The sequence below is a fragment of the Ornithinimicrobium panacihumi genome (assembly GCF_052073805.1).
GTDB lineage: Bacteria > Actinomycetota > Actinomycetes > Actinomycetales > Dermatophilaceae > Ornithinicoccus > Ornithinicoccus panacihumi.
Genome location: NZ_JBQGWG010000002.1, coordinates 1 through 22,819, shown reverse-complemented (window position 1 = coordinate 22,819; position 22,819 = coordinate 1). Strand labels below are relative to the sequence as shown.

Sequence of the window (22,819 nt, the reverse complement as noted above, 5' to 3'; positions counted from 1 at the left end):
ATGAGCACTGCGACGATCTCCGTCCAGACCCCGACCGGCGGTGACGCCGGCACCGTGGAGCTGCCCGCCGAGTTGTTCGACGTGCAGACCAACGTGCCGCTCATCCACCAGGTCGTCGTGGCCCAGCTGGCCGCGGCCCGCCAGGGCACGGCCGCCACCAAGACCCGCGGCGAGGTCCGCGGTGGTGGCGCCAAGCCCTACCGCCAGAAGGGCACCGGCCGCGCCCGTCAGGGTTCGACCCGTGCGCCGCAGTTCGCCGGTGGTGGCACCGTCCACGGCCCGCAGCCGCGCAGCTACGCCCAGCGCACCCCCAAGAAGATGAAGGCCGCCGCCCTGCGCGGTGCCCTGTCCGACCGGGCTCGTCACGGCCGTATCCACGTCCTCTCCTCGCTCGTCGAGGGGGAGGCCCCGTCCACCCGGACGGCGTGGAACGCCCTGTCCGGCCTGACCGAGCGTCCGAACCTGCTCGTGGTGATCCACCGCGACGACGAGGTCGGCCTCAAGAGCCTGCGCAACATCGCCGAGGTGCACGTCCTGTTCGTGGACCAGCTCAACACCTACGACGTGCTGTGCGCCGACGACGTGGTCTTCACCCAGGCCGCCTTCGACGCCTACGTCGCGAGCGCCTCCGGCACGAAGGCCGAGAAGGTCGAGGAGGAGAGCAAGTGAGCACCCCCGCATTCAACGTGGCCAAGGACCCCCGCGACATCCTGCTGTCGCCGGTCGTCTCCGAGAAGTCGTACTCCCTGCTCGACCAGGGCAAGTACACCTTCATCGTCGACCCGCGCGCCAACAAGTCCGAGATCAAGAAGGCCGTCGAGTCCATCTTCGGCGTCAAGGTCAGCTCCGTGCACACCCTGAACCGCCCGGGCAAGACCCGCCGCACGCGGTTCGGGATGGGCAGGCGCAAGGACACCAAGCGCGCGATCGTCACGCTCCGCGAAGGCACCATCGACATCTTCGGCACGCTCTGAGCCGGCAGATTTCGAGACGAGAAACTTAAAGGACGCATCACACTATGGCTATCCGTAAGTACAAGCCGACGACGCCGGGCCGCCGTGGCTCGAGCGTGGCCGACTTCGTCGAGGTGACCCGCAGCACCCCGGAGAAGTCGCTCGTCCGGCCGCTGACCAAGAGCGGTGGACGCAACTCCACCGGTCGCATCACCACCCGTCACATCGGTGGTGGCCACAAGCGCGCCTACCGGGTCATCGACTTCCGCCGGGCCGACAAGGACGGCGTGAACGCCAAGGTCGCCCACATCGAGTACGACCCCAACCGCACCGCGCACATCGCGCTGCTGCACTACACCGACGGCGAGAAGCGCTACATCATCGCGCCGAACAAACTCAAGCAGGGCGACGTGCTCGAGAACGGCCCCTCGGCCGACATCAAGCCGGGCAACAACCTGCCGCTGCGCAACATCCCGGTCGGTACCGTCATCCACTGCATCGAGCTCAAGCCCGGTGGCGGCGCCAAGATCGCCCGCTCCGCCGGCACCCGCGTGCAGCTGGTGGCCAAGGAGGGCAAGATGGCGCAGCTGCGCATGCCCTCCGGCGAGATCCGCAACGTCGACGCCCGCTGCCGCGCCACCATCGGCGAGGTCGGCAACGCCGAGCAGAGCAACATCAACTGGGGCAAGGCCGGCCGTATGCGTTGGAAGGGCAAGCGCCCGACCGTCCGTGGTGTCGTCATGAACCCGGTCGACCACCCGCACGGTGGTGGTGAGGGTCGTACCTCCGGTGGCCGTCACCCGGTCAGCCCGTGGGGTCAGCCCGAGGGCCGCACCCGTAAGCCCAACAAGCCCAGCGACAAGCTCATCGTGCGTCGTCGCCGGACCGGCAAGAAGCGCTGAGTAGGAGTAACGAGAACATGCCTCGCAGCCTCAAGAAGGGCCCGTTCATCGACGACCACCTGGCCAAGAAGGTGGACGCGCAGAACGCGGCCGGCACCAAGAACGTCATCAAGACCTGGTCCCGCCGGTCGATGATCTCCCCCGACATGCTCGGCCACACCCTGGCCGTGCACGACGGTCGCAAGCACGTCCCGGTCTTCGTGACCGAGTCGATGGTCGGCCACAAGCTCGGCGAGTTCGCTCCGACCCGCACCTTCAAGGGTCACGAGAAGGACGACAAGAAGGGCCGGCGTCGCTGACCATGACCACCATCACCGAAGGAAACACCATGGAAGCCAAGGCGCAGGCGCGGTTCGTCCGCGTCACGCCCATGAAGGCGCGCCGTGTGGTCGACATCATCCGGGGCAAGAGCGTCCCCGAGGCCGTCGCCCTCATGCGCTTCGCACCGCAGGCCGCCAGCGAGCCGGTCCTGAAGGTGCTCAACAGCGCCGTGGCCAACGCCCGCTTCGCCGCCGACCAGACCGGCACCGCCTTCGACGAGGCCAACCTCGTCGTGTCGGCCGCCTACGTGGACGAGGGCCCGACCATGAAGCGGTTCCGTCCGCGTGCCCAGGGCCGCGCCAGCCGCATCAACAAGCGCACGTCGCACATCACCGTGCTCGTCGCGCCCCGTCCGACCGGCAAGACCAAGGGAGGTGCCCGCTGATGGGGCAGAAGATCAACCCGAACGGCTACCGCCTGGGCATCACGACCGACCACCGCAGCCGCTGGTTCGCCGACTCGACCAAGCCGGGTCAGCGCTACCGCGACTACGTCAAGGAGGATGTCGCCATCCGCGCCCTGCTCTCCGAGGGCATGGACCGCGCCGGCATCTCCAAGGTCGAGATCGAGCGCACCCGTGACCGGGTCCGCGTCGACATCCACACCGCCCGCCCGGGCATCGTCATCGGCCGCCGCGGCGCCGAGGCCGACCGCATCCGTGGCGAGCTGGAGAAGCTCACCGGCAAGCAGGTCCAGCTGAACATCCTCGAGGTCAAGAACCCCGAGACCGACGCTCAGCTGGTCGCCCAGGGCATCGCCGAGCAGCTGGCCGCCCGTGTGACCTTCCGTCGTGCGATGCGCAAGGGCATGCAGTCCGCGCTGCGCGCCGGCGCCAAGGGCATCCGGATCCAGTGCTCCGGCCGTCTCGGCGGCGCCGAGATGTCCCGCTCCGAGTTCTACCGCGAGGGCCGCGTGCCGCTGCACACCCTCCGCGCGAACATCGACTACGGCTTCTACGAGGCCAAGACCACCTTCGGCCGCATCGGCGTCAAGGTCTGGATCTACAAGGGCGACCTGACCGCCAAGGAGCTCGCCCGCGAGGAGGCCGCCCAGGCCCCCGGCGGCGACCGCCGTGGTGGCCGTGGTGGCCGTCCGGACCGTGGCCCCCGCGCCGAGCGCCGCGGCACCCGCGCGCCCCGCCGCGACGAGGCTGCCCCGGCCCAGGCCGACGCGCAGACCGCCGAGGCCGGCTCCGCCGCCCCGGCAACCACTGAGGGAGAGCAGTCCTGATGCTTATTCCACGTCGAGTCAAGCACCGCAAGCAGCACCACCCCGGCCGTAAGGGCATGTCCAAGGGTGGCAACCAGATCGCCTTCGGCGACTACGGCATCCAGGCCCTCGAGCCCGCCTACGTCACCAACCGGCAGATCGAGTCCGCCCGTATCGCCATGACGCGCTACATCAAGCGTGGCGGAAAGGTGTGGATCAACATCTACCCGGACCGTCCGCTGACCAAGAAGCCCGCCGAGACCCGCATGGGTTCCGGTAAGGGCTCCCCGGAGTGGTGGATCGCCAACGTCAAGCCCGGCCGCATGCTCTTCGAGCTGTCCGGTGTCTCCGAGGAGGTCGCCCGCGAGGCGATGCGCCTGGCGATGCACAAGCTCCCCATGAAGACCCGCTTCGTCTCCCGTGAGGGTGGTGACATCTGATGGCAGTTGGTTCCAAGGACCTGACGCCCGAGCAGCTGCGCGGGCTCGAGGAGGGCCCCCTGGCCGACGCGCTCGCCGAGGCCAAGAAGGAGCTGTTCAACCTGCGGTTCCAGTCGGCCACCGGCCAGCTCGAGAACCACGGCCGGCTGCGTGCGGTCCGCAAGGACATCGCGCGCATCTACACCGAGATGCGTGAGCGCGAGCTCGGCATCGGCCGCGACCAGTCCAGCGACGAGAACGAGAAGGTGGGCTGAGCATGAGCGAGACCCAGACCGAGACCACCGAGGTCGAGCAGACCGTCGAGGCCCACGAGCCGAGCGAGTCCGCCCTGGGCCACGGCGGTGACCGCAACTACCGCAAGACCCGTCAGGGCCTGGTGGTCAGCGACAAGATGGACAAGACCATCACCGTCATGGTCGAGGACCGCGTCAAGCACGCGCTCTACGGCAAGGTCATGCGCAAGAGCAGCAAGGTCAAGGCGCACGACGAGGACAACACCGCCGGCATCGGCGACCGCGTCCTCATCATGGAGACCCGCCCGCTGAGCGCCACCAAGCGCTGGCGCCTGGTGGAGATCCTCGAGAAGGCCAAGTAAAACTACCCGTCCACAACGTTCGGCCAGGCTCGTCCCTGCGGTCGCAGGCAAGAGAACCAGCTGACATCTAGGAGAACGAACAGTGATCCAGCAGGAGTCGCGACTTCGCGTCGCCGACAACACCGGTGCCAAGGAACTCTTGTGCATCCGCGTGCTCGGTGGTTCCGGCCGCCGCTACGCCGGTATCGGGGACACCATCGTGGCCACCGTCAAGGACGCCATCCCCGGCGGCAACGTCAAGAAGGGTGACGTCGTCAAGGCCGTCATCGTGCGCACCCGCAAGGAGCGTCGTCGCCCCGACGGTTCCTACATCCGCTTCGACGAGAACGCCGCGGTGATCCTCAAGAACGACGGTGACCCCCGTGGCACCCGCATCTTCGGCCCGGTGGGCCGCGAGCTGCGCGACAAGAAGTTCATGAAGATCGTCTCGCTGGCGCCGGAGGTCATCTGAGCCATGGCGAAGAAGATGAAGATCAAGAAGAACGACCTCGTGCAGGTCATCGCCGGCAAGGACAAGGGTCTGCAGGGTCGCGTCATCGCGGTCCACACCGAGACCGACCGCGTGACCGTCGAGGGCGTCAACCGCATCACCAAGCACACCCGCGCCGGCGGCCAGAGCGGTGTCAACACCGGTGGCATCCAGGTCCAGGAGGCTCCCATCCACGTGTCCAACGTGATGGTCGTCGACCCCGAGACCAAGACGCCCACCCGCGTGAAGACCCGCGTCGAGCAGGTCGAGCGCGAGGGCTCGGACCGCAGCAAGACGGTGCGCACCCGCGTCGCGGTGCGCTCGGGTAAGGACCTGTGAGCATGACTGACACCATCAACGAGACCACCGAGGCCCCGGCCGGGAAGGTCACCCCCCGGCTCAAGACCCGCTACCGCGAGGAGATCACCCCCGCGCTGACCGAGCAGTTCGGGTTCACCAACCCGATGCAGGTCCCCGGTCTGGTCAAGATCACGGTGAACATGGGCGTCGGTGAGGCTGCTCGCGACAGCAAGCTCATCGAGGGCGCGATCCGCGACCTGGCCACCATCACCGGCCAGAAGCCGCAGGTCACCAAGGCCCGCAAGTCGATCGCCCAGTTCAAGCTGCGCGAGGGTATGCCGATCGGCGCCCACGCAACGCTGCGCGGCGACCGCATGTGGGAGTTCCTGGACCGCCTGCTGTCCCTCGCGCTGCCGCGTATCCGCGACTTCCGCGGTCTCTCGCCCAAGCAGTTCGACGGCCGTGGCAACTACACCTTCGGCCTGAACGAGCAGTCGATGTTCCACGAGATCGACCAGGACAAGATCGACCGCGTCCGGGGCATGGACATCACCATCGTCACCACCGCCACCAACGACGACGAGGGTCGCGCGCTGCTCAAGGCGCTCGGCTTCCCGTTCAAGGAGAACTGATCCATGGCGAAGACCGCGCTCATCAACAAGGCCAACCGCAAGCCGAAGTTCGCCGTGCGCGCCTACACCCGCTGCCAGCGGTGCGGCCGCCCGCACTCGGTCTACCGCAAGTTCGGCCTGTGCCGGATCTGCCTGCGCGAGATGGCGCACCGGGGCGAGCTGCCCGGCGTGACCAAGTCCAGCTGGTAAGTCCAGCACCCCCGACCGCAAGCCACATACCACCTGGAACATCGAAGGTCGCCCCGCCGCCCCGGCGCGGGTGAAACCGCGGTGAGAAAGGGCATGAAGCCCCATGACCATGACCGACCCGATCGCGGACATGCTGACCCGCATCCGGAACGCCAACTCGGCGCACAAGGACCAGGTCCGCATGCCGTACTCCAAGCTGAAGGCGAGCATCGCCGACATCCTCAAGGCCGAGGGCTACATCGGCTCCTGGACCTCTGAGGAGGCCGAGGTGGGTCAGACGCTCGTCGTCGACCTCAAGTACGGCCCCAACCGCGAGCGCTCCATCGCCGGCGTGCGCCGCGTCTCCAAGCCGGGTCTTCGCGTCTACGCGAAGTCCACCAACCTGCCCCGCGTGCTGGGCGGCCTGGGCGTGGCCATCATCTCCACGTCCTCCGGCCTGCTCACCGATCGCCAGGCGGCCGAGAAGGGTGTGGGTGGGGAAGTCCTCGCCTACATCTGGTGACCCGAGGCAGAAGGTAAGGAGCTAAGAGAATGTCTCGTATCGGACGACTTCCGATCACTCTCCCCTCCGGGGTCGACGTGAACATCGACGGGTCCACCGTGACCGTCAAGGGCCCCAAGGGCCAGCTCGCGCTCGACGTCCGCGAGGAGATCACCGTGGCCAAGGCCGAGGACGGGAGCATCGAGGTGACCCGCGCCAACGAGGAGCGGGAGGCCCGCTCCCTGCACGGCCTGACCCGCACGCTCATCTCCAACATGGTCGAGGGCGTGACCAACGGCTACACCAAGAAGCTGGAGATCCACGGCACGGGTTACCGCGTCGTCGCCAAGGGCAGCGACCTGGAGTTCGCCCTCGGATACTCCCACCCCATCCTCGTCAAGGCGCCCGAGGGCATCACCTTCCAGGTCGAGAACCCCACCCGGTTCTCGGTCACGGGCATCGACAAGCAGCTGGTCGGCGAGACCGCAGCGAACATCCGCAAGCTGCGCAAGCCCGAGCCCTACAAGGGCAAGGGTGTGCGCTACGAGGGTGAGCACGTCCGCCGCAAGGTCGGAAAGGCTGGTAAGTAAGCCATGGCACAGATCATCAAGCGCGCCAAGAGCAAGGTCGCGGCCCGCGGCCGTCGCCACGAGCGCCTGCGCAAGAAGATCACCGGCACGGCCGAGCGTCCGCGCATCGTCGTGAACCGCTCCTCGCGCCACGTCTTCGTCCAGCTGGTCGACGACACCGCGAGCCGCACCCTGGCCTCGGCCTCCACCATGGAGGCCGACCTGCGCGGCCTGGACGGCGACAAGACCGCCAAGGCGCGTCGGGTCGGCGAGCTGCTCGCCGAGCGCGCCAAGGCGGCCGGCGTCGAGTCCGCGGTCTTCGACCGTGGCGGCAACCGCTACGCGGGCCGTGTCGCGGCGATCGCCGACGGCGCCCGCGAGGGAGGCCTGTCGCTGTGATGACCCCCAAGAACGGAAAGAGGATCCACTGATGGCTGGTGACTTCCAGCGCCGAGGCTCCGGCGACAACGCTGCCGGTGACTCCCGCGACAACCGTCGGGGCAACCGCGACGGCCGCGACCGCGACAACCGTCGCGGCAACCGTGAGGACGAGCGCAACCAGTACCTGGAGCGCGTCGTCACCATCAACCGTGTGGCCAAGGTCGTCAAGGGTGGCCGCCGCTTCAGCTTCACCGCGCTCGTCGTGGTGGGTGACGGCGACGGCACCGTGGGCGTCGGCTACGGCAAGGCCAAGGAGGTGCCCGCCGCGATCTCCAAGGGTGTGGAGGAGGCGAAGAAGAACTTCTTCCGCGTCCCCCGCATCGGCGGCACCATCCCGCACCCCGTCCAGGGTGAGGACTCCGCCGGCGTCGTCATGCTCAAGCCGGCCAGCCCCGGTACCGGTGTCATCGCCGGTGGCCCGGTGCGCGCCGTCCTGGAGTGCGCCGGCATCCACGACGTGCTGAGCAAGTCGCTCGGCTCGTCCAACTCGATCAACATCGTGCACGCTGCCGTCGCCGCTCTGAAGGAGCTGGAGCAGCCGGAGGCCGTGGCCGCCCGCCGTGGCAAGTCCGTCGAGGACGTCGCCCCCGCCGCGATGCTGCGGGCCCGCGCCGAGGCGCGTGCCGAGGCGAAGGCAGGTGCGTGATGGCACGTCTGAAGGTGACCCAGGTCAAGTCGACCGTCGGGACCAAGCACATGCACCGTGAGACGGTGCGCAGCCTGGGCCTGAAGCGGATCGGCGACACCGTGATCAAGGAGGACCGTCCCGAGTTCCGCGGGATGGTCCGCACGGTCGCCCACCTGGTGACCGTCGAGGAGGTTGACTGATGAGCGACAGCACTGCCAACCAGGGCACCGGCTCGGCGCTGAAGGTCCACCACCTGCGTCCGGCCCCCGGCGCCAAGACCAAGAAGACCCGTGTGGGTCGTGGTGAGGGCTCCAAGGGCAAGACCGCGGGTCGTGGCACCAAGGGCACCAAGGCCCGCTACCAGGTCCCCGAGACCTTCGAGGGCGGCCAGACCCCGATGCACATGCGTCTGCCGAAGCTGCGTGGCTTCAAGAACCGGTTCAAGACCACCTACCAGGTCGTGAACCTGAGCCAGCTCAGCACGCTGTTCCCCGAGGGTGGCTCTGTCACCGTCGAGGACCTCGTGGCCAAGGGCGCGGTCCGCAAGGGCCAGCCGGTCAAGGTTCTGGGCGACGGCGAGCTGACCGTCAAGGTCGACGTGACCGCCGACAAGTTCTCGACCTCCGCCAAGGAGAAGATCGAGGCGGCAGGCGGCACGACCACCACGGTCTGAGCCACCCCGACGTACGACCCGTGAGGCCCCGGTTCGCGAGCATGCGAGCCGGGGCCTCGCCGCATCACTTTTCTGCACGGCACCTTCGCGGTGTTATCGTCACTGCGATCTGATCACGGCCCACGCCGACCACCTGCGCCCCCGGGCGGGGGAGGGGGAGACGGGGGCACCACAGGAGGACCTGAATGCTCTCCGCCTTCGCGCGCGCGTTCAAGACGCCGGATCTTCGCAAGAAGATCCTCTTCACGCTGTTCATCATGGCGTTGTACCGACTGGGCACGCACGTGCCCAGTCCGGGCATCGACTACGGCCTGGTGCAGCGGTGCCAGCAGAACGCCAGCGCGGCCGGCAGCGTCCTGGGCATGGCCAACCTCTTCTCCGGCGGCGCGATGATGCAGCTGTCGGTCTTCGCGTTGGGGATCATGCCCTACATCACCGCGGCGATCATCGTGCAGCTGCTGACCGTGGTGATCCCGCGCTTCGAGGAGCTGAAGAAGGAGGGGCAGGCGGGGCAGACCAAGATGACGCAGTACACGCGTTATCTCACGATCGGCCTGGCTGTCCTGCAGGCCTCGACGCTGGTCACCCTGGCCCGCAGTCCCGAGCGTCTCTTCGGCGGGGCCTGCACCACGATCATGCCCGACGACGGCGTCCCCGCCCTCCTGCTCATGGTGCTGACCATGACGGCCGGCACCGGACTGATCATGTGGATGGGTGAGCTGATCACCGAGAAGGGCGTGGGCAACGGTATGTCGCTGCTCATCTTCGTCTCGATCGCCGCCACCTTCCCGGCCTCGCTCTCGGTCATCTACGCCCAGTCGGTCCCCACCTTCGTCCTGGTGATGGTGCTGGGCCTGGCGATCATGACCGCGGTCGTCTACGTGGAGCAGTGCCAGCGCCGGATCCCGGTGCAGTACGCCAAGCGGATGATCGGGCGCCGGCAGTACGGCGGCACCTCGACCTACATCCCGCTCAAGCTCAACATGGCCAACGTGATCCCGATCATCTTCGCCAGCTCGATCCTGATGCTGCCGCAGATGGCCGCCAACTTCTCCCGGCCGACCGATCCCTCGGCCGAGGTCCCCGGCTGGGTGCAGTTCGCCGACAAGTACCTCTCGATGGGGATCAGCGGCCAGGGCACGCACTGGGTCTACATGCTGCTCTACACCGCGATGATCATCTTCTTCGCCTTCTTCTACACCTCGGTCACCTTCCAGCCGACCGAGGTCGCGGACAACATGAAGCGCTACGGCGGCTTCATCCCGGGCATCCGCGCCGGCCGTCCCACGGCGGAGTACCTCGAGTACGTCATCAACCGCATCACCACCCCGGGTGCCCTCTACCTGGCCACCCTGTCGCTGATCCCGCTCATCGCCTTCAACGCCCTCGGCGTCGTGGACTTCCCCCTGGGCGGCGCATCCATCATCATCATCGTGGGAGTCGGGCTGCAGACGGTCAAGCAGATCGAGTCCCAGCTCCAGCAGCACGACTACGAAGGGTTCCTCCGCTGATGCGTCTGATCATGCTCGGTCCTCCCGGTGCTGGTAAGGGCACCCAGGCCGCACTCGTGTCCTCCTCCCGCGGGATCCCCGCCATCTCCACCGGCGACATCTTCCGCGCCAACATCAAGAACGAGACCCCGCTGGGCCTCCAGGTCAAGGAGATCACCGCCTCCGGCGGCTACGTGCCTGACGAGATCACCAACGAGATCGTCAAGAACCGGCTGGCCGAGGACGACGCGGCCCGCGGCTTCCTGCTCGACGGTTATCCTCGCACGACCGGGCAGGTCGAGGCCCTCGACGCGATGCTCGCCGAGGCGGGCCACGCGCTGGACGCCGTCGTCGAGCTGACCGTCGACACCGACGAGGTCGTGGGCCGGCTGCTCGCGCGCGCGGTCGAGCAGGGTCGCGCCGACGACACCGAGGAGGTCATCCGGGCCCGGATGCGCCTCTACGCCGAGGAGACCGCGCCGCTGGCCGCGGTCTACAAGGAGCGTGGGCTGCTGCACCGCGTCGACGGCATGGGCACGGTCGACGAGGTCACCGCCCGGATCGACAAGGTCCTGGCCAAGGTGACCGGCTCCGGTCCGCAGACCGACTGAGCGCGCGCCCCATACCCGAAGAGCAGCATGTCCTTCTTCAAGCGCAAGCGCGCCATCGAGGCCAAGACCGACGACGAGCTGCGCGCCATGCGGCGCGCCGGGCTGGTGGTCGCCGACACCCTGCAGCTGGCCCGGACCAGCGCCGTCGACGGGATCACCACCGGTGAGCTCGACGCCCTGGCGGAGCGGGCGATCAGGGACGCCGGCGCGATCCCGAGCTTCCTGGGCTACCACGGCTTTGCCGGGAGCCTGTGCATCTCGGTCAACGACGAGGTCGTCCACGGCGTGCCGGGGGAGCGGGTGCTGCGCGACGGCGACCTGGTCTCGGTGGACTGCGGCGCCATCGTGGACGGCTGGCACGGCGACGCCGCCGTGACCTTCGTGGTCGGCGGTCGGGAGCAGGCTCGTGCCGACGACCTGGCCCTGATGGACGACACCGAGACCTCCCTGTGGGACGGGATCGCGGCGCTGAAGGTCGGCCACCGTCTCTACGACGTGGGCGACGCGGTCGAGGGCTCGATCGACACTGCCCTGGAGCGGCGGATCGCCGAGGGCACGGTCCAGGCCTATGGGATCCTCGAGGACTACGTGGGCCACGGCATCGGTCGGCAGATGCACATGGACCCCCAGGTGCCCAACTACGCGGTCATCGCGACCGGGCCGATGCTGCCCTCCGGCGCGACCCTGGCGATCGAGCCGATGGTGACCCTGGGCACGATCGAGACGCGGACCCTGGACGACGACTGGACGGTGGTGACCACCGACGGCAGCCGGGCCGCGCACTGGGAGCACACCGTGGCCGTCACCGACGCCGGCCTCTGGGTGCTCACCGCGCACGACGGGGGAGCGGAGCAGCTCTCCGCGCGCGGTGTCGCCGTCGCCGCGCTCTCGGACTGACGCCCTCCTCCCGCCCGCGATTGGCTTTCCCTCTTGCCAATCCCGTAGGATGGTGCGTCGGCCCTGCGTGGGCCGATGCAGTACTCATCAGCGAAAAGTGGAGGACATGGCGAAGAAGGACGGCGTCATTGAGATCGAGGGCACGGTTGTCGAGGCCCTCCCGAACGCGAACTTCCGGGTCGAGCTGACCAACGGTCACGTTGTGCTGGCTCACATCTCCGGCAAGATGCGGCAGCACTACATCCGGATCCTCCCCGAGGACCGGGTCGTCGTGGAGCTCAGCCCGTACGACCTCACCCGCGGACGTATCGTCTTCCGCTACCGCTGAGGCAACGGGCTCCACGGAGCCCGCCGACACCGCACACCCATTCACAGATCACCCGAAAGCAGGCAGGCCATGAAGGTTCAGCCGAGCGTGAAGAAGATCTGCGACAAGTGCAAGGTGATCCGCCGTCACGGCCGGGTCATGGTGATCTGCGACAACCTGCGCCACAAGCAGCGCCAGGGCTGAGCAGAGCTCCACAGCACGAACGTCGCACAGGCTTCCGCGACAGCCACAACTGAATATCTACGATTGACACGCAGCACCCGACCCCCGTCGACGCGGGACGTCACCCCCGGCAGCGAGAGCCGGGGACCGCGGGCAGATGCCCACCACAGAGGATGCGGACCGGTGCTGCAACCACACTCTCGCTCGACATACAGGAGCACTGCCACATGGCACGACTCATCGGTGTCGACCTCCCGCGCGACAAGCGCGTCGAGGTCGCTCTCACCTACATCTTCGGCGTGGGTCGCACCCGCGCCGTCCAGACGCTGGAGGCCACGGGTGTCGACCCGTCCACCCGCGTCAAGGACCTGACGGAGGAGCAGCTGGTCGCCATGCGTGACCACCTCGAGGGCAGCTACCGCCTCGAGGGTGACCTGCGCCGTGAGGTGGCCGCCGACATCCGCCGCAAGCAGGAGATCGGCAGCTACCAGGGTCTGCGGCACCGCCGCGGCCTGCCGGTGCACGGTCAGCGCACCAAGACCAACGCGCGCACCCGCAAGGGCCCCAAGCGCACCGTCGCCGGCAAGAAGAAGGCCGGCAAGTAACCGCACGGGGGCCCTGCCCCCGTGTCCCCCCGCTGGGGCCCTGCCCCAGACCCCGCGCAGTCCGCGGGGACGGGACTCACACTTGCTCTTCCGCTAGGAGAAACCACATGCCCCCCAAGAGCCGTCAGGCTGCCGGCGCGCGCAAGGTGCGCCGCAAGGAGAAGAAGAACGTCGCCTTCGGGCAGGCTCACATCAAGAGCACGTTCAGCAACACCATCATCAGCATCACCGACCCGACCGGTGCCGTCGTCGCCTGGTCCTCCTCGGGCCAGGTCGGCTTCAAGGGCTCGCGCAAGTCGACGCCCTACGCCGCGCAGATGGCCGCCGAGGCCGCTGCCCGTCGTGCCATGGACCACGGCATGAAGAAGGTCGACGTCTTCGTCAAGGGCCCGGGCTCCGGTCGTGAGACCGCGATCCGCTCGCTGACCGCCGCCGGCCTCGAGGTCGGTGCGATCTCCGACGTGACGCCCCAGGCGCACAACGGCGTCCGCCCGCCCAAGAAGCGTCGCAACTGAGCACCGGAAGGAACTAGGTAACACATCATGGCCCGTTACACCGGACCCATCACCAAGAAGTCCCGCCGGCTCAAGGTCGACCTCGTCGGCGGCGACAAGAACTTCGACCTGCGTCCCTTCCCCCCGGGGCAGCACGGTCGTCGTCGCAGCCAGGAGAAGGAGTACCTCACCCAGCTCCAGGAGAAGCAGAAGGCCCGCTTCACCTATGGCGTCATGGAGAAGCAGTTCCGCCGCTACTACGCCGAGGCGGCCCGGCGCCCCGGCAAGACCGGCGCGAACCTGCTCATCATCCTGGAGTCGCGTCTCGACAACGTCATCTACCGTGCCGGCCTGGCCCGCACCCGTCGCGCCGCCCGCCAGCTGGTGACCCACGGTCACTTCCTGGTCAACGGCCAGCGCGTCGACGTGCCGTCCTACCGCGTCTCGCAGTACGACATCATCGAGGTCCGCCCGCAGTCGGTGGAGACCTTCCCCTTCCAGCTCGCTCGCGAGACCTACGGCGACCGCCCGGTCCCGGCCTGGATGAAGGTCGTCCCCGGTTCGCTGAAGATCCTCATCCACCAGCTGCCCACGCGTGAGCAGATCGACACGATCCTCACCGAGCAGCTCATCGTCGAGCTCTACTCCAAGAACTGATCGGTCGGGGGCCTGCCCCCGACCCCCCGCTGGGGCTCACCCCAGACCCCAGCAACGGTGCAGGTATGCCGTTCACGCGGCATACCTGCACCGTCTCACCGTCCGAGGACAGAGTCGGTCGGTGCCAAGCACGAGGCGTCATATAGCGGTCGCCCGTGGAAAGGAATGAACAGTGCTCATCGCACAGCGCCCCATCCTGTCGGAGGAGGTCGTCTCCGACCACCGCTCCCGGTTCATCATCGAGCCGCTGGAGCCCGGTTTCGGCTACACCCTCGGCAACTCCCTGCGCCGGACCCTGCTGTCCAGCATCCCCGGCGCCTCGCTGACCAGCATCCGCATCGACGGCGTGCTGCACGAGTTCTCCACGATCTCCGGTGTCAAGGAGGACGTCACCGAGATCATCCTGAACCTCAAGGAGCTCGTCGTCTCCAGCGAGCACGACGAGCCCGTGGTCATGTACCTGCGCAAGCAGGGCGCCGGAGCCGTCACCGCCGCCGACATCGCCCCGCCGGCCGGTGTGGAGATCCACAACCCCGACCTGGTCCTGGCGACCCTCAACGACTCGGGCAAGATCGAGATGGAGATGACCGTCGAGCGCGGTCGCGGCTACGTCTCGGCCCAGCAGAACAAGGCCGGCGACCAGGAGATCGGCCGCATCCCGGTCGACTCCATCTACTCGCCGGTGCTCAACGTGACCTACAAGGTCGAGGCCACCCGTGTCGAGCAGCGCACCGACTTCGACCGCCTCGTGGTCGACGTCGAGACCAAGCGCTCCATGTCGCCCCGCGACGCCATCGCCTCCGCCGGCCGCACCCTGGTCGAGCTCTTCGGCCTGGCCCGTGAGCTCAATGTCGAGGCCGAGGGCATCGAGATCGGCCCCGCGGCCGGCGACGCCGCGCTGGCCTCCGACCTGGCCCTGCCGATCGAGGAGCTGGACCTGACCGTCCGTTCCTACAACTGCCTCAAGCGCGAGGGGATCCACACCGTGGGCGAGCTCGTCGGCCGCAGCGAGGCGGACCTGCTCGACATCCGCAACTTCGGTGCCAAGTCCATCGACGAGGTCAAGGAGAAGCTGGTCGAGATGGGCCTGGCCCTCAAGGACAGCCCTCCCGGGTTCGACGGCACCGCCACCTACGACGAGTCCTACGACGACGAGGGCGACGCCGCCTTCGCCGAGGACGAGCAGTACTGATCCCCTTTCACGCCTGATCGCGAGGAGTAAATCGCAATGCCTGCACCCAAGAAGGGCCCGCGCCTCGGCGGTGGTCCGGCGCACGAGCGCCTGATCCTGTCGAACCTGGCCACCGCGCTGTTCGAGCACGACCGCATCACCACCACCGAGGCCAAGGCCAAGCGCCTGCGCCCACTGGCCGAGCGCATGGTGACCTTCGCCAAGCGTGGCGACCTGCACAACCGCCGCAAGGTCCTGGCCATCGTCCGGGACAAGGGCGTGGTGCACCGCCTCTTCACCGAGATCGCGCCCGACATGGCCGAGCGCGAGGGTGGCTACACCCGCATCACCAAGATCGCGCCGCGCAAGGGCGACAACGCCCCCATGGCGGTCATCGAGCTGGTCCGTGAGGCCGTCGCCAAGAAGGCCGTCGTCACCCAGGCCGAGGGCGCTGCCAAGCGTGCGGCCAAGGACGACGCCAAGGCCAAGGCCACCACGGCCGAGGCGGCTGCCGCCGAGGACGCCGCGCTGACTGACGCCGAGCTCGAGGCCCAGGAGCCCACCTCCGACGCCGCCGAGGTCGACCAGGCCCAGGCCGAGGTCGAGGCTTCCGAGGCAGCGGCCGAGCAGGGCGCCACCCCGGCCGCCGAGGGCGAGATCGCCCAGGTCGCCGACCTGCCCCAGGCCGAGGACACCACCGAGGCCGCGATGGTCTCGGCCGGCTCCGACGACGCTCGCGACTTCGGTCCCGAGAGCCGTCCGGCCACCGAGGACGGCTCCGCGCCCGAGGGCTTCGACATCAAGGGCAACGCCGACTCGATGAAGTACCACGTCCCCGGCTCGCAGTGGTACGACGCCACCGACGCCGAGGTCTGGTTCAGCTCCCCCGAGGCTGCCGAGGCCGCCGGCTTCGAGCCTGCCGGCGGCGCCGCCGCCCAGGCCCTGGACGCCGGTGCCGAGCTGGGCATGGCCGAGGACGACAAGTGACCTGATCGGCCCCGGCCGATGGTTCACGTGAGGCCGCCCCTTCCCGACAGGGAGGGGGCGGCCTTCCGCATCCCGGCGCCAGCACGGCAGGATGGTGCGGTGCGCATCAGGATCGATCTGGCCTACGACGGCACCGCCTTCTCGGGCTGGGCCAGACAACCAGGCCTGCGGACGGTGGAGGGGGAGCTGCGACAGGGGCTGGCCACGATCCTGCGGACCGGGGAGCCGGAGCTGACCGTCGGAGGTCGCACCGATGCCGGCGTGCACGCCCGAGGATCGGTCGCCCACGTCGACATCGACGACGAGGCGTGGGGGCGTCTGCCGGGTCGGTCGGACCGTGAGCCCGGCGAGGCTCTGGTCGCCAGGCTCCGTGGCGTCCTTCCCCCGGACATCGTGGTGCGGGCCGCGACCGCTGTGCCGGAGAGCTTCGATGCGCGCTTCTCAGCGCTCCGCCGCCGCTACACCTACCGGCTGCTCGACCGGCCGGAACAGCTCGACCCGCTCCGCCGCCACGACACCGTCCTGGTCCGGGGCGAGCTGGACGTCACCCTGATGGACGAGGCGGCCGCACGACTGACCGGCCTGCGCGACTTCGCCGCGTTCTGCAAGCCCCGGGAAGGGGCCACCACCGTCCGCACCTTGCTCGAGTACGGCTGGAAGCGGGACCGGTGCGGCGTCGTCCTCGGCACGGTGGTGGCCGACGCCTTCTGCCACAGCATGGTGCGCGCCCTCGTAGGAGGCATCGTGCCGGTCGGCCTGCGACGCCGCGACCCCGGTTGGCCCCTGGAAGTCCTGCAAGCCGGTCGTCGTGACCCGGGCGTGCAGGTGATGCCGGCGCACGGACTGTGCCTGGAGGAGATCGTCTACCCCGACGGGGAGGAGGCTCTGCGCGCCCGGACCGTGGAGGCACGAGCGGTGCGCGAGCATCTCTGATCGCCCGCCCGCGTCAGCGCTGTGACCTGCAGGTTTGTCGACCAACCCGGTCCGAGAAGGCGGCCGGCGGTGCACGGATTTGCATGCGGTCCTGGGCCCGTGTAATGTTTCACCTCGCTGCCGACGCGGAAGCGCGGCGGCGAACAGCCTGCAGAAGGCTCCGCCCCCTCGATGACGATCCCGACACGGATTTGCATCTGCAGGGAGGGTGACGTAGGCTAGAGAGGTTGCCCCGCACGGGACGCTCACGACAGTGAGGGAAACGTCGGTGTGTGTCCGATCCTTGAGAACTCAACAGCGTGTCAGTTTTTTGATGCCAAGTATTGTTTTGTTTGGCCACTGGTGCTTGTCGCCCCCCGCGGTGGGTGCTGGTGGTTTTTGTCAGGTTCTTGGCTCTCTTTTAGGGATCTAAGGGTTTTTATCGGAGAGTTTGATCCTGGCTCAGGACGAACGCTGGCGGCGTGCTTAACACATGCAAGTCGAACGATGAAGCCCAGCTTGCTGGGTGGATTAGTGGCGAACGGGTGAGTAACACGTGAGTAACCTGCCCTTTCCTCTGGGATAACTCCGGGAAACCGGTGCTAATACTGGATATGACTCCAACCTGCATGGGTATGGGGTGGAAAGATTTATCGGGATGGGATGGACTCGCGGCCTATCAGCTTGTTGGTGGGGTAATGGCCTACCAAGGCGACGACGGGTAGCCGGCCTGAGAGGGTGACCGGCCACACTGGGACTGAGACACGGCCCAGACTCCTACGGGAGGCAGCAGTGGGGAATATTGCACAATGGGCGAAAGCCTGATGCAGCGACGCCGCGTGAGGGATGACGGCCTTCGGGTTGTAAACCTCTTTCAGCTCTGACGAAGCTTTTGTGACGGTAGGAGCAGAAGAAGCACCGGCTAACTACGTGCCAGCAGCCGCGGTAATACGTAGGGTGCGAGCGTTGTCCGGAATTATTGGGCGTAAAGAGCTTGTAGGCGGTTTGTCGCGTCTGCTGTGAAATCCCGGGGCTTAACTCCGGGCTTGCAGTGGGTACGGGCAGGCTAGAGTGTGGTAGGGGAGACTGGAATTCCTGGTGTAGCGGTGGAATGCGCAGATATCAGGAGGAACACCGATGGCGAAGGCAGGTCTCTGGGCCACTACTGACGCTGAGAAGCGAAAGCGTGGGGAGCGAACAGGATTAGATACCCTGGTAGTCCACGCCGTAAACGTTGGGCGCTAGGTGTGGGTCCCATTCCACGGGGTCCGTGCCGCAGCTAACGCATTAAGCGCCCCGCCTGGGGAGTACGGCCGCAAGGCTAAAACTCAAAGGAATTGACGGGGGCCCGCACAAGCGGCGGAGCATGCGGATTAATTCGATGCAACGCGAAGAACCTTACCAAGGCTTGACATATACCGGAAACATCCAGAGATGGGTGCCCCGCAAGGTCGGTATACAGGTGGTGCATGGTTGTCGTCAGCTCGTGTCGTGAGATGTTGGGTTAAGTCCCGCAACGAGCGCAACCCTCGTTCTATGTTGCCAGCACGTGATGGTGGGGACTCATAGGAGACTGCCGGGGTCAACTCGGAGGAAGGTGGGGATGACGTCAAATCATCATGCCCCTTACGTCTTGGGCTTCACGCATGCTACAATGGCCGGTACAGAGGGCTGCGAAACCGTGAGGTGGAGCGAATCCCTTAAAGCTGGTCTCAGTTCGGATTGGGGTCTGCAACTCGACCCCATGAAGTCGGAGTCGCTAGTAATCGCAGATCAGCAACGCTGCGGTGAATACGTTCCCGGGCCTTGTACACACCGCCCGTCAAGTCACGAAAGTCGGTAACACCCGAAGCCGGTGGCCCAACCCTTGTGGAGGGAGCTGTCGAAGGTGGGACTGGTGATTGGGACTAAGTCGTAACAAGGTAGCCGTACCGGAAGGTGCGGCTGGATCACCTCCTTTCTAAGGAGCATCACGCCCCCCGGCTGTTTTGTCGGGTGGGTTTTGTGGCCTGCTGCGTGGGCGAGTGTCCCACGGTGGGTTGCTCTGGGTGGAACATCAAGATTCTGTCGCTGCCGCTGTTGGTGGTGGCCCGGTTGGTGAGTACGGCCTCTTTGGGGGTGGGGAAAGCTGGGGCTGTCGCTGGTGGGTGGTGGTGCTGACACGTTGTTGGGTCCTGAGGGATCGGGCCCCTTTGTCGTGGCTTCGTGGTGCCGGCTGTTGTGCTGGCCTGGGCGGGGTCGTGGAGGGGTTGGGTGTCTCTGGTTGTCCGGGGCCTTTGCTTGTTCCAGCTTGGTTGCTGGGGCCGGTGGGGGTTGGCCTGGTCGTATGTTGAGAACTGTACAGTGGACGCGAGCATCTTTGTGGCTTTTATGTTTTTAAGGGCGCACGGTGGATGCCTTGGCACCAGGAACCGAAGAAGGACGTAGGAATCTGCGATAAGCCTCGGGGAGTCGATAACCAGACATTGATCCGAGGATTTCCGAATGGGGAAACCCGGCTGGCTTCATCGCCAGTCACCCGCACCTGAATATATAGGGTGTGTGGAGGGAACGTGGGGAAGTGAAACATCTCAGTACCCACAGGAAGAGAAAACAACATGTGATTCCGTGAGTAGTGGCGAGCGAAAGTGGAAGAGGCTAAACCTTGTCTGTGTGATGACCTGTCAGGGGTTGCAGGCGAGGGGTTGTGGGAGTGTGTGTGCACGTGCTGACACGCGTGCGCGGAGTAAGAAATCGATGGTATAGGCGAAGGGTCTGGAAAGGCCTGGCGTAGACGGTGATACCCCGGTAGCTTAAATATTGTCGACTCCGTATCGCACCACCCAAGTAGTACGGGGCCCGAGAAATCCCGTACGAATCTGGCAGGACCACCTGCTAAGCCTAAATATTCCCTGGTGACCGATAGCGGACAAGTACCGTGAGGGAAAGGTGAAAAGTACCCCGGGAGGGGAGTGAAATAGTTCCTGAAACCGTGTGCCTACAATCCGTCGGAGCTGGACTGCGGTCTGGTGACGGCGTGCCTTTTGAAGAATGAGCCTGCGAGTTAGTGCTCAGTGGCGAGGTTAACCCGTGTGGGGTAGCCGTAGCGAAAGCGAGTCCGAACAGGGCGATCATAGTCGCTGGGTCTAGACCCGAAGCGGAGTGATCTACCCATGGCCAGGGTGAAGCGCGGGTAAGACCGCGTGGAGGCCCGAACCCACTTAGGTTGAAAACTGAGGGGATGAGCTGTGGGTAGGGGTGAAAGGCCAATCAAACTCCGTGATAGCTGGTTCTCCCCGAAATGCATTTAGGTGCAGCGTCATGTGTTTCTTGCCGGAGGTAGAGCTACTGGATGGCTGATGGGCCCCACCGGGTTACTGACGTCAGCCAAACTCCGAATGCCGGTAAGTGAGAGCATGGCAGTGAGACTGCGGGGGATAAGCTTCGTAGTCGAGAGGGAAACAGCCCAGATCATCAGCTAAGGTCCCTAAGCGTGTGCTAAGTGGGAAAGGATGTGGAGTTGCTGTGACAACCAGGAGGTTGGCTTAGAAGCAGCCACCCTTTAAAGAGTGCGTAATAGCTCACTGGTCAAGTGATTCCGCGCCGACAATGTAGCGGGGCTCAAGCACACCACCGAAGCTGTGGCAGTGACACTTTGCTCGGCCCACACTTGTGTGGGTCCAGGCGTGTTGCTGGGTAGGGGAGCGTCGTGTCGGCAGAGAAGCGCCCGAGTGATCGAGGTGTGGAGCCGACACGAGTGAGAATGCAGGCATGAGTAGCGAATGAAGAGTGAGAAACTCTTCCGCCGAATAACCAAGGGTTCCAGGGTCAAGCTAATCTGCCCTGGGTAAGTCGGGACCTAAGGCGAGGCCGACAGGCGTAGTCGATGGACATCCGGTTGATATTCCGGAACCGGCGAAGAACCGCCCAATACCGAATCATGTGATGCTAAACGCCCGAAGCCGTCGCATCCCCTTCACCTTCGGGTGGAGGTCGTGGCGGTCTAGCGCGTGACCCGAGCGTGTAGTAGGTAAGCGATGGAAGGACGCAGAAAGGTAGCCTCCGCGTGGCGATGGTTGTCCACGTCCAAGAGCGCAGGGCCGGGGAGAGGTAAATCCGCCCCATCAGTGCCTCAGGCTTGATAGTGACCGCGTATGCGGGAAGCAGGGCGATCCTATACTGCCAAGAAAAGTTTCTAGCGAGGTTCTAGCCGCCCGTACCCCAAACCGACTCAGGTGGTTAGGTAGAGAATACCAAGGCGATCGAGTGAATCGTGGTTAAGGAACTCGGCAAAATGCCCCCGTAACTTCGGGAGAAGGGGGGCCCGCGGCGTGAAACCCCTAGCGGGTTAGCGTCAAGGGCCGCAGAGACCAGGGAGAAGCGACTGTTTACTAAAAACACAGGTCCGTGCGAAGTCGAAAGACGATGTATACGGACTGACGCCTGCCCGGTGCTGGAACGTTAAGGGGACGGGTTAGCGCGCAAGCGCGAAGCTCAGAACTTAAGCGCCAGTAAACGGCGGTGGTAACTATAACCATCCTAAGGTAGCGAAATTCCTTGTCGGGTAAGTTCCGACCTGCACGAATGGCGTAACGACTTCTCCACTGTCTCAACCACGAACTCGGCGAAATTGCACTACGAGTAAAGATGCTCGTTACGCGCAGCAGGACGGAAAGACCCCGGGACCTTTACTATAGCTTGGTATTGGTGTTCGGTACGGCTTGTGTAGGATAGGTGGGAGACTGTGAAGCAGCCACGCCAGTGGTTGTGGAGTCAACGTTGAAATACCACTCTGGTCGTTCTGGATATCTAACCTCGGTCCGTGATCCGGATCAGGGACAGTGCCTGGTGGGTAGTTTAACTGGGGCGGTTGCCTCCTAAAAGGTAACGGAGGCGCCCAAAGGTTCCCTCAGCCTGGTTGGCAATCAGGTGTCGAGTGTAAGTGCACAAGGGAGCTTGACTGTGAGACAGACATGTCGAGCAGAGACGAAAGTCGGGACTAGTGACCCGACGGTGGCTTGTGGAAGCGCCGTCGCTCAACGGATAAAAGGTACCCCGGGGATAACAGGCTGATCCTGCCCAAGAGCTCATATCGACGGCATGGTTTGGCACCTCGATGTCGGCTCGTCGCATCCTGGGGCTGGAGTCGGTCCCAAGGGTTGGGCTGTTCGCCCATTAAAGCGGTACGCGAGCTGGGTTTAGAACGTCGTGAGACAGTTCGGTCCCTATCCGCTGCGCGCGTAGGAAACTTGAGGAGAGCTGTCCCTAGTACGAGAGGACCGGGATGGACGAACCACTGGTGTGTCAGTTGTCCTGCCAAGGGCACCGCTGATTAGCTACGTTCGGACGTGATAACCGCTGAAAGCATCTAAGCGGGAAGCACACTCCAAGATGAGGTTTCCATCACCCTTCGGGGTGGAGAGGCTCCCAGCTAGACTACTGGGTTGATAGGCCGGATGTGGAAGCACAGTAATGTGTGGAGCTGACCGGTACTAATAAGCCGACAACATAAAACAACAAAGATGTTACGCGTCCACTGTACGGTCTCTCGGGATACGAACACGCCCCCGGGCTAGATGTTCGAACAACTCGATAATGTTACGGCGGCCATAGCGTCAGGGAAACGCCCGGTCACATTCCGAACCCGGAAGCTAAGCCTGACAGCGCCGATGGTACTGCACTGGAGACGGTGTGGGAGAGTAGGACACCGCCGGACCACACTTC

At 65.7% G+C, this 22,819-nt stretch carries 30 protein-coding genes and 3 rRNA genes; all 33 read left to right on the top strand.

The window, feature by feature from the left end; all coding sequences use genetic code 11:
- The 33 genes from rplD to rrf all read left to right on the top strand — a co-directional run bounded on the left by rplD (position 1) and on the right by rrf (position 22,811).
- Positions 1-669 (top strand): 50S ribosomal protein L4, encoded by a 669-nt coding sequence (gene rplD, locus ACTMMA_RS02200; protein ID WP_441188466.1) that lies wholly within the window; start codon positions 1-3, stop codon positions 667-669.
- Positions 666-974: a 50S ribosomal protein L23 gene (gene rplW, locus ACTMMA_RS02195; RefSeq protein WP_441188465.1), complete on the top strand. Its 309-nt coding sequence runs from the start codon at positions 666-668 to the stop codon at positions 972-974. Before rplD ends, rplW begins: the two co-directional genes overlap by 4 nt.
- A 44-nt stretch (positions 975-1,018) precedes the next feature.
- Positions 1,019-1,855: a 50S ribosomal protein L2 gene (gene rplB / locus ACTMMA_RS02190; protein WP_441188464.1), complete on the top strand. Its 837-nt coding sequence runs from the start codon at positions 1,019-1,021 to the stop codon at positions 1,853-1,855.
- Between the two features lie 17 nt (positions 1,856-1,872).
- Positions 1,873-2,154, top strand: a complete 282-nt coding sequence (rpsS, locus tag ACTMMA_RS02185) for a 30S ribosomal protein S19 (protein ID WP_441188463.1) — start codon at positions 1,873-1,875, stop codon at positions 2,152-2,154.
- Positions 2,155-2,183: 29 nt separating this feature from the next.
- A complete protein-coding gene (gene rplV / locus ACTMMA_RS02180; protein ID WP_441188462.1) occupies positions 2,184-2,561 on the top strand; it encodes a 50S ribosomal protein L22 in 378 nt (125 codons plus the stop codon).
- Positions 2,561-3,406 (top strand): 30S ribosomal protein S3, encoded by an 846-nt coding sequence (gene rpsC / locus ACTMMA_RS02175; RefSeq protein WP_441188461.1) that lies wholly within the window; start codon positions 2,561-2,563, stop codon positions 3,404-3,406. Before rplV ends, rpsC begins: the two co-directional genes overlap by 1 nt.
- Complete coding sequence (gene rplP, locus ACTMMA_RS02170; protein ID WP_441188460.1) at positions 3,406-3,825, top strand: 50S ribosomal protein L16; 420 nt, start codon at positions 3,406-3,408, stop codon at positions 3,823-3,825. The genes rpsC and rplP overlap by 1 nt, the downstream gene beginning before the upstream one ends.
- Positions 3,825-4,079 carry a 50S ribosomal protein L29 gene (gene rpmC, locus ACTMMA_RS02165; protein ID WP_441188459.1) on the top strand — a complete coding sequence of 85 codons (255 nt, stop codon included), beginning with the start codon at positions 3,825-3,827 and terminating at the stop codon, positions 4,077-4,079. Before rplP ends, rpmC begins: the two co-directional genes overlap by 1 nt.
- A gap of 2 nt (positions 4,080-4,081) precedes the next feature.
- Positions 4,082-4,420, top strand: a complete 339-nt coding sequence (gene rpsQ, locus ACTMMA_RS02160) for a 30S ribosomal protein S17 (protein WP_441188458.1) — start codon at positions 4,082-4,084, stop codon at positions 4,418-4,420.
- 82 nt (positions 4,421-4,502) lie between these two features.
- The gene (gene rplN, locus ACTMMA_RS02155; protein WP_441188457.1) at positions 4,503-4,871 is read left to right on the top strand and encodes a 50S ribosomal protein L14; all 369 of its coding nucleotides are present in this window, start codon (positions 4,503-4,505) and stop codon (positions 4,869-4,871) included.
- A gap of 3 nt (positions 4,872-4,874) precedes the next feature.
- The gene (gene rplX / locus ACTMMA_RS02150) at positions 4,875-5,228 is read left to right on the top strand and encodes a 50S ribosomal protein L24 (protein WP_441188456.1); all 354 of its coding nucleotides are present in this window, start codon (positions 4,875-4,877) and stop codon (positions 5,226-5,228) included.
- Between the two features lie 2 nt (positions 5,229-5,230).
- Positions 5,231-5,821, top strand: a complete 591-nt coding sequence (rplE, locus tag ACTMMA_RS02145; protein ID WP_441188455.1) for a 50S ribosomal protein L5 — start codon at positions 5,231-5,233, stop codon at positions 5,819-5,821.
- A 3-nt stretch (positions 5,822-5,824) separates the two neighbouring features.
- The gene (locus ACTMMA_RS02140) at positions 5,825-6,010 is read left to right on the top strand and encodes a type Z 30S ribosomal protein S14 (RefSeq protein WP_022925304.1); all 186 of its coding nucleotides are present in this window, start codon (positions 5,825-5,827) and stop codon (positions 6,008-6,010) included.
- 103 nt (positions 6,011-6,113) lie between these two features.
- Positions 6,114-6,512 (top strand): 30S ribosomal protein S8, encoded by a 399-nt coding sequence (gene rpsH / locus ACTMMA_RS02135; RefSeq protein WP_441188454.1) that lies wholly within the window; start codon positions 6,114-6,116, stop codon positions 6,510-6,512.
- Positions 6,513-6,541: 29 nt separating this feature from the next.
- The gene (gene rplF, locus ACTMMA_RS02130; RefSeq protein ID WP_441188453.1) at positions 6,542-7,081 is read left to right on the top strand and encodes a 50S ribosomal protein L6; all 540 of its coding nucleotides are present in this window, start codon (positions 6,542-6,544) and stop codon (positions 7,079-7,081) included.
- Between the two features lie 3 nt (positions 7,082-7,084).
- A complete protein-coding gene (rplR, locus tag ACTMMA_RS02125) occupies positions 7,085-7,459 on the top strand; it encodes a 50S ribosomal protein L18 (RefSeq protein WP_441188452.1) in 375 nt (124 codons plus the stop codon).
- A gap of 31 nt (positions 7,460-7,490) precedes the next feature.
- Positions 7,491-8,147, top strand: a complete 657-nt coding sequence (gene rpsE, locus ACTMMA_RS02120; protein ID WP_441188451.1) for a 30S ribosomal protein S5 — start codon at positions 7,491-7,493, stop codon at positions 8,145-8,147.
- A complete protein-coding gene (gene rpmD, locus ACTMMA_RS02115) occupies positions 8,147-8,329 on the top strand; it encodes a 50S ribosomal protein L30 (RefSeq protein ID WP_141819243.1) in 183 nt (60 codons plus the stop codon). Before rpsE ends, rpmD begins: the two co-directional genes overlap by 1 nt.
- Entirely contained in the window at positions 8,329-8,802 is a 474-nt protein-coding gene (gene rplO, locus ACTMMA_RS02110) for a 50S ribosomal protein L15 (RefSeq protein ID WP_441188450.1), read from the top strand. Before rpmD ends, rplO begins: the two co-directional genes overlap by 1 nt.
- A gap of 185 nt (positions 8,803-8,987) precedes the next feature.
- Entirely contained in the window at positions 8,988-10,313 is a 1,326-nt protein-coding gene (gene secY / locus ACTMMA_RS02105; protein WP_441188449.1) for a preprotein translocase subunit SecY, read from the top strand.
- Positions 10,313-10,903 carry an adenylate kinase gene (locus ACTMMA_RS02100; protein ID WP_441188448.1) on the top strand — a complete coding sequence of 197 codons (591 nt, stop codon included), beginning with the start codon at positions 10,313-10,315 and terminating at the stop codon, positions 10,901-10,903. The genes secY and ACTMMA_RS02100 overlap by 1 nt, the downstream gene beginning before the upstream one ends.
- A gap of 27 nt (positions 10,904-10,930) precedes the next feature.
- Positions 10,931-11,800 (top strand): type I methionyl aminopeptidase, encoded by an 870-nt coding sequence (gene map, locus ACTMMA_RS02095; RefSeq protein WP_441188447.1) that lies wholly within the window; start codon positions 10,931-10,933, stop codon positions 11,798-11,800.
- 106 nt (positions 11,801-11,906) lie between these two features.
- Entirely contained in the window at positions 11,907-12,128 is a 222-nt protein-coding gene (infA, locus tag ACTMMA_RS02090) for a translation initiation factor IF-1 (protein WP_022925313.1), read from the top strand.
- A gap of 69 nt (positions 12,129-12,197) precedes the next feature.
- A complete protein-coding gene (gene rpmJ, locus ACTMMA_RS02085) occupies positions 12,198-12,311 on the top strand; it encodes a 50S ribosomal protein L36 (protein ID WP_022925314.1) in 114 nt (37 codons plus the stop codon).
- 206 nt (positions 12,312-12,517) lie between these two features.
- Entirely contained in the window at positions 12,518-12,895 is a 378-nt protein-coding gene (gene rpsM, locus ACTMMA_RS02080) for a 30S ribosomal protein S13 (RefSeq protein WP_441188446.1), read from the top strand.
- 107 nt (positions 12,896-13,002) lie between these two features.
- Positions 13,003-13,410, top strand: coding sequence for a 30S ribosomal protein S11 (gene rpsK, locus ACTMMA_RS02075; RefSeq protein ID WP_441188445.1), 408 nt, complete (start codon positions 13,003-13,005; stop codon positions 13,408-13,410).
- 27 nt (positions 13,411-13,437) lie between these two features.
- Complete coding sequence (rpsD, locus tag ACTMMA_RS02070) at positions 13,438-14,046, top strand: 30S ribosomal protein S4 (RefSeq protein ID WP_441188444.1); 609 nt, start codon at positions 13,438-13,440, stop codon at positions 14,044-14,046.
- Between the two features lie 172 nt (positions 14,047-14,218).
- Positions 14,219-15,238: a DNA-directed RNA polymerase subunit alpha gene (locus ACTMMA_RS02065; RefSeq protein WP_441188443.1), complete on the top strand. Its 1,020-nt coding sequence runs from the start codon at positions 14,219-14,221 to the stop codon at positions 15,236-15,238.
- A 36-nt stretch (positions 15,239-15,274) separates the two neighbouring features.
- Positions 15,275-16,204 (top strand): 50S ribosomal protein L17, encoded by a 930-nt coding sequence (rplQ, locus tag ACTMMA_RS02060; protein ID WP_441188442.1) that lies wholly within the window; start codon positions 15,275-15,277, stop codon positions 16,202-16,204.
- 99 nt (positions 16,205-16,303) lie between these two features.
- Positions 16,304-17,137, top strand: a complete 834-nt coding sequence (locus ACTMMA_RS02055) for a tRNA pseudouridine synthase A (RefSeq protein ID WP_441188441.1) — start codon at positions 16,304-16,306, stop codon at positions 17,135-17,137.
- A gap of 418 nt (positions 17,138-17,555) precedes the next feature.
- Positions 17,556-19,076 (top strand): 16S ribosomal RNA (locus tag ACTMMA_RS02050).
- A 406-nt stretch (positions 19,077-19,482) separates the two neighbouring features.
- Positions 19,483-22,611: ribosomal RNA gene (locus tag ACTMMA_RS02045) — 23S ribosomal RNA — on the top strand.
- Positions 22,612-22,694: 83 nt separating this feature from the next.
- Positions 22,695-22,811 (top strand): 5S ribosomal RNA (rrf, locus tag ACTMMA_RS02040).
- Together the 16S, 23S and 5S rRNA genes form the textbook arrangement of a ribosomal RNA operon.
- Positions 22,812-22,819 lie beyond the last annotated feature (8 nt).

Excerpts from the sequence above, each read along its gene's own strand:
- rplD (WP_441188466.1), top strand. The coding sequence starts at position 1 with ATGAGCACTGCGACGATCTCCGTCCAGACCCCGACCGGCGGTGACGCC.
- rplB (WP_441188464.1), top strand. The coding sequence starts at position 1,019 with ATGGCTATCCGTAAGTACAAGCCGACGACGCCGGGCCGCCGTGGCTCG.
- rpsS (WP_441188463.1), top strand. The coding sequence starts at position 1,873 with ATGCCTCGCAGCCTCAAGAAGGGCCCGTTCATCGACGACCACCTGGCC.
- rplV (WP_441188462.1), top strand. The coding sequence starts at position 2,184 with ATGGAAGCCAAGGCGCAGGCGCGGTTCGTCCGCGTCACGCCCATGAAG.
- rpsC (WP_441188461.1), top strand. The coding sequence starts at position 2,561 with ATGGGGCAGAAGATCAACCCGAACGGCTACCGCCTGGGCATCACGACC.
- rplP (WP_441188460.1), top strand. The coding sequence starts at position 3,406 with ATGCTTATTCCACGTCGAGTCAAGCACCGCAAGCAGCACCACCCCGGC.
- rpmC (WP_441188459.1), top strand. The coding sequence starts at position 3,825 with ATGGCAGTTGGTTCCAAGGACCTGACGCCCGAGCAGCTGCGCGGGCTC.
- rpsQ (WP_441188458.1), top strand. The coding sequence starts at position 4,082 with ATGAGCGAGACCCAGACCGAGACCACCGAGGTCGAGCAGACCGTCGAG.
- rplX (WP_441188456.1), top strand. The coding sequence starts at position 4,875 with ATGGCGAAGAAGATGAAGATCAAGAAGAACGACCTCGTGCAGGTCATC.
- rplE (WP_441188455.1), top strand. The coding sequence starts at position 5,231 with ATGACTGACACCATCAACGAGACCACCGAGGCCCCGGCCGGGAAGGTC.
- ACTMMA_RS02140 (WP_022925304.1), top strand. The coding sequence starts at position 5,825 with ATGGCGAAGACCGCGCTCATCAACAAGGCCAACCGCAAGCCGAAGTTC.
- rpsH (WP_441188454.1), top strand. The coding sequence starts at position 6,114 with ATGACCATGACCGACCCGATCGCGGACATGCTGACCCGCATCCGGAAC.
- rplF (WP_441188453.1), top strand. The coding sequence starts at position 6,542 with ATGTCTCGTATCGGACGACTTCCGATCACTCTCCCCTCCGGGGTCGAC.
- rplR (WP_441188452.1), top strand. The coding sequence starts at position 7,085 with ATGGCACAGATCATCAAGCGCGCCAAGAGCAAGGTCGCGGCCCGCGGC.
- rpsE (WP_441188451.1), top strand. The coding sequence starts at position 7,491 with ATGGCTGGTGACTTCCAGCGCCGAGGCTCCGGCGACAACGCTGCCGGT.
- rpmD (WP_141819243.1), top strand. The coding sequence starts at position 8,147 with ATGGCACGTCTGAAGGTGACCCAGGTCAAGTCGACCGTCGGGACCAAG.
- rplO (WP_441188450.1), top strand. The coding sequence starts at position 8,329 with ATGAGCGACAGCACTGCCAACCAGGGCACCGGCTCGGCGCTGAAGGTC.
- secY (WP_441188449.1), top strand. The coding sequence starts at position 8,988 with ATGCTCTCCGCCTTCGCGCGCGCGTTCAAGACGCCGGATCTTCGCAAG.
- ACTMMA_RS02100 (WP_441188448.1), top strand. The coding sequence starts at position 10,313 with ATGCGTCTGATCATGCTCGGTCCTCCCGGTGCTGGTAAGGGCACCCAG.
- map (WP_441188447.1), top strand. The coding sequence starts at position 10,931 with ATGTCCTTCTTCAAGCGCAAGCGCGCCATCGAGGCCAAGACCGACGAC.
- infA (WP_022925313.1), top strand. The coding sequence starts at position 11,907 with ATGGCGAAGAAGGACGGCGTCATTGAGATCGAGGGCACGGTTGTCGAG.
- rpmJ (WP_022925314.1), top strand. The coding sequence starts at position 12,198 with ATGAAGGTTCAGCCGAGCGTGAAGAAGATCTGCGACAAGTGCAAGGTG.
- rpsM (WP_441188446.1), top strand. The coding sequence starts at position 12,518 with ATGGCACGACTCATCGGTGTCGACCTCCCGCGCGACAAGCGCGTCGAG.
- rpsK (WP_441188445.1), top strand. The coding sequence starts at position 13,003 with ATGCCCCCCAAGAGCCGTCAGGCTGCCGGCGCGCGCAAGGTGCGCCGC.
- rpsD (WP_441188444.1), top strand. The coding sequence starts at position 13,438 with ATGGCCCGTTACACCGGACCCATCACCAAGAAGTCCCGCCGGCTCAAG.
- rplQ (WP_441188442.1), top strand. The coding sequence starts at position 15,275 with ATGCCTGCACCCAAGAAGGGCCCGCGCCTCGGCGGTGGTCCGGCGCAC.